The sequence below is a fragment of the Dapis hubbardiae BLCC-M172 genome (genome assembly GCF_050016015.1).
Classification (GTDB): domain Bacteria; phylum Cyanobacteriota; class Cyanobacteriia; order Cyanobacteriales; family Microcoleaceae; genus Trichodesmium.
Genome location: NZ_JBNHEQ010000181.1, coordinates 1,691 through 6,004 on the forward strand (window position 1 = coordinate 1,691; position 4,314 = coordinate 6,004).

The window sequence follows — 4,314 nt, forward strand, 5'->3', positions numbered from 1 at the left end:
ATATAGTATTTTTCCTACATCTGCTCTACAGCTAAAATGGCAGAGATTTATTTCTGATGAGAATAGAGCGACAAAAGTTTAGCTAAATTAAGACAGATGGGAAAATCTATAGCTAATTTCCGGACAAAACTCTATATATACCGTTGCGCTATAGTTGAAAACCTCCATATATAGTATTTTTCCTACATCTGCTCTACAGCTAAAATGGCAGAGATTTATTTCTTCCTATAATTAGAGCAACAAAAGTCCTCAGCAAAAAATAAGTTTTCAAGCCTCCCCTTGGATAGCAGGGCAGTTTCATTCTTGCTTAAGGCTCCTGGGGAGCAGGGGAGTAGGGAGCAGGGGAGAATTTTCCACCCTTTACCCACAGAGCATCCCCAATATTCATCAATTATTCTTAAAGGTTAAAAATACGAATAGTTTTTATTTGAGGCCATTGAACCAGATATTTAGACAGAGTTTAACTAGCTATTAGCTTTTCCTTAGGTCATGCGGAGCTTGCCAGCATTTAGCAGGAGCGCTAAAATCCGAGGGTTTAAGTCCCCCACAAGAGGAGAGAAAAATTGCTGGTGCGCTTTGCGTGGGGGTTATAAGACGCGGAGCGGCAACTCTAGAGTATCCCCCATTATACACAGTGAAAAGCTAATAGCTGACTGCTGAGTGCTGAGTGCTACTTCAATGACACTCCGAAGCTGAAAAATCGGCACTGATATGGCTAATTTCTCTATTTTGTGATCCTAAACATCTCCCGTTCTACTTAAATTGTTAACTCACGATATGAATGAAACGGCCCTACCCCTTTTAAGGGACTGATAACTGTTACTGAGGTTCTTCTAATCTCATTTTGCTATACATTTTAATTGCTGTACTCCAAACTTGATAACCTCGATCATTCAGGTGTAGGCCATCGGTACTCAGTTCAGAGCGGAGAAAACCTTGAGCATCTGTAAATAGTGGATGAAGATTTAAAAAGAACGCCCCTTCAACATCAGCTAAAGCTTTCAGACTACGATTGATTTTTCTGATGCGACTATTGGACAATAGTAAGAGGCGATCACGACCTTCCCAAGTAGCGGACTCCCCACTATGGGGCAAAATAGATTGGACAACTATTTGACTTCCTGGATGAACAGCTCGTAATTGACCAATAATTCTGCTTTGATTTGCCAGAATTGTAGTATCGTCCACCCCATGTACCAGATCGTTAATCCCAATCATCACAAAAATTGTTTCTGGCCTGGTACTATCAAATAAATATAATCTCTTCAATAGACCGGCCGTTGTTTCTCCAGAAATTCCTTGATTTAACCAATTTCTATCCCAGGGAAGAAGTTTTGAGGGAAACCAAAGACTCAAAGAATCTCCTACTAAAACAGTTAGACGGTCAGGACGATTATTAGCTGCAGCGATCGCTTCTCGCTGTAACTGTTCCACCCATTGTTGATAAGTCCATTTATGATTTCTGCCAATAGCCAGAAGTTCTGTTCGAGGTTCCCCAAATAGAGGGCTTGGTTGATTAGATTCAATGGTTTTGGTCGTAGTAGAAGTAGAAGTTATTGTAGCAGTTGCTTGTGGGTCTTCTGGTAATTTGTAATTAGTGACAACTAGCATGGCTACTGTCAATGACAGTAGCCCATTAGCAGCCAAAGAACACCAAGCCCAAATTGGAATATTTTTAGAGAAAGTAAACACCGTAGCAGAATTCAATTAGTCTCCATAGTGAAACAACTGACTTATAGCTATGGCTATTTTACCAATGGATAATGATGGATAATTAATCAATCCTGTTTAAAGCCTTCTATTTCAATAGAAAAAGAGGTCGAGAGAACCTCGCCATCCCTAGACCAAGAGAAAATAAATTGTAATTTCCTCATACTTCAATTTAGTTAAGGTTTTAACCAGAAGTAATTATCCATTACCAATTAATGAAGTAGAATTAAACAGTTAATGTTTTTCAAGTTCGATATCCATCCCTGTAGAAATACCAGTGCCAAGGGCATCAGGTTCTTTTACAAAGCCATTATAGGCTTCCATACCATGTTCAGAAATATCCAAGCCCTCATATTCTTGCTCTGGATGGACACGGATACCTATAGTAGCCTTTAAAGCTAGCCAGAAAATAGTGGAGAGTATAACTGTAAACAATCCAACGGAAATAATACCTATAGCTTGAGTAAAGATATTAGCACCTTCGACAAAAATACCAACGGCTAAAGTACCCCAAGCCCCACATACTAAGTGAACTGATGTTGCACCTACAGGGTCATCAATGTGCAACTTGTCAAAGAAGGGAACAGAAAAAACTACAATTATACCAGCTACAGCACCAATAATTACTGCCCCTAAATAAGATACGCCATCACAACCTGCTGTAATCCCAACTAAGCCAGCTAAAACCCCGTTAATAATCATTGAAAGGTCTGGTTTATTATCTTTCAACCAAGAAGTAATAGTTGCGGTAGCCCCCCCTGCTGCTGCGGCTAAGTTTGTAGTCACAGCAATATAAACCACATTTTCATCTGCTGCAAGTTGAGAACCAGGGTTAAAGCCAAACCAACCGATCCAAAGAATTAAACAGCCCAAAGTAGCAAAACCCATATTATGGCCAGGAATTGCTCTGGGTTGATTATTTTCATCATATTTGCCCATCCGAGGTCCAAGTATATATGCTCCTACCAGTGCTGCCCAGCCACCGACTGAGTGAACTGCTGTTGAACCTGCAAAGTCTTTGAAACCCATTGCACCTAGCCAACCAGCACTACCCCAAATCCAATGTCCAGTAATGGGATATGAAATACCTGTGATTAATAAGCTAAACAGTAAAAAGGCGGAAAATTCAATTCTTTCTGCTACTGCTCCAGAGACAATAGTTGCAGCAGTGGCAGCAAAAGCTGCTTGGAATAGGAAAAATATGGGTACTGGCAAACCAGCAGGAAATGGATCTAGTCCGTATGTACTAGATTCGCCAGTTAGAAAAAAACCACCCCCACCAATAAAGGGATGGTCTCCAGCAAACATTGTGGAAAATCCTATAGACCAATAGACTAATGTAGCTATAGCAAATACGATTAAATTTTTTGCTAAAATATTAACTGCATTTTTCTGGCGGCAGAATCCTGTTTCTAACATTCCGAAACCAGCATTCATAAAAATTACAAAGACTGAAGCTACCAAAATCCAAATTGCATCTAAAACCCCTTTTACATATTCTGGGGTTAATTCTTGGTCTTGGGCTGTTGCTGCTCCTGCCCATAGGGCAATAATTATAAATACTAGAGGTATACAGGTTAATGTTGGGAGGGAAAACCATTTTGTCCGACGTAGCCGATCTATTAATGCTGTCGGTTCTAATAAACGGCTATATTTTGTTGATAACCGTCTATTTTCTGTTCTGTTACTCCTAAACTTTAGTTTAGATGTCATTTTTAAGACCAAGTTAATTAGTTAGATTACAAATGCCAAAAATATCGCACTAATTGTTGTATGATTTTTCTGTATCCATTACTACTATTTTTAATTTATCAGTAGTTTGGATAGAGAGTATTTCTACAACTGTTTCTGTCAGTTACAATAGCAAGTATTTGTTGGTTTTTTAGTATCAAATAGTTGCATAATGGTTAAGTTTATGTTAAATATTTTTCATATCCGAGCTGCTCTAGCTTAGTTTGTTTATTCATTACTGATTCTGCTAAGGTCTGGCGGTACTTTTGCACCTTTTCTAATAATTCTGGTTGGTGGGATGCTAATATTTGAACTGCTAATAAGCCAGCATTTTTGGCATTGCCGATCGCTACTGTGGCTACTGGTATTCCTCCTGGCATTTGGACTATAGAATATAAGGAGTCTATTCCTTGCAATGTTCGGGTTTGTACTGGTACACCGATGACTGGGAGTGACGTTAAAGATGCGACCATTCCTGGGAGATGTGCAGCCCCTCCTGCTCCGGCAATGATGACTTTTAATCCTCTTTGATGGGCAGTTTGGGCATATTCAAACATTCTTTGGGGGGTACGGTGGGCTGAGACAATGGCGACTTCCGAGGGTACGTTAAATTCTTCGCAGATGGCGATCGCTTCTTTCATGGTGGGCAAGTCTGAGTCACTGCCCATTATAATTCCGATTATGGGATTCATATTTTTTAGGTCTGAGGAAATAGGGAGTAGTAATTTGAGAAATAGTCTCTCAAAAATTAGAAAGATAATTTTACCTCACTACCTTGATAAATGCGAGAAATTATCTTTTTTAGGTCTGAGGAAGTGGGGAGTAGTAATTTGAGAAATAGTCTCTCAAAAATTAGAAAGATAATTTTACCTC

Annotated in this window: 3 protein-coding genes; all 3 read right to left on the reverse strand. The window is 39.4% G+C overall.

What is annotated here, in order from left to right; genetic code table 11:
• Positions 1-819 precede the first annotated feature (819 nt).
• Complete coding sequence (locus ACP6PK_RS16290; RefSeq protein ID WP_426560845.1) at positions 820-1,707, reverse strand: SGNH/GDSL hydrolase family protein; 888 nt, start codon at positions 1,705-1,707, stop codon at positions 820-822.
• A 237-nt stretch (positions 1,708-1,944) separates the two neighbouring features.
• Positions 1,945-3,423, reverse strand: a complete 1,479-nt coding sequence (locus ACP6PK_RS16295) for an ammonium transporter (protein WP_426560847.1) — start codon at positions 3,421-3,423, stop codon at positions 1,945-1,947.
• Between the two features lie 200 nt (positions 3,424-3,623).
• A complete protein-coding gene (gene purE / locus ACP6PK_RS16300) occupies positions 3,624-4,133 on the reverse strand; it encodes a 5-(carboxyamino)imidazole ribonucleotide mutase (protein ID WP_426560849.1) in 510 nt (169 codons plus the stop codon).
• Positions 4,134-4,314 lie beyond the last annotated feature (181 nt).

What these genes read in the sequence shown, in the direction of transcription:
- ACP6PK_RS16295 (WP_426560847.1), bottom strand. Translation starts at nt 3,423, where the DNA reads ATGACATCTAAACTAAAGTTTAGGAGTAACAGAACAGAAAATAGACGG.
- purE (WP_426560849.1), bottom strand. Translation starts at nt 4,133, where the DNA reads ATGAATCCCATAATCGGAATTATAATGGGCAGTGACTCAGACTTGCCC.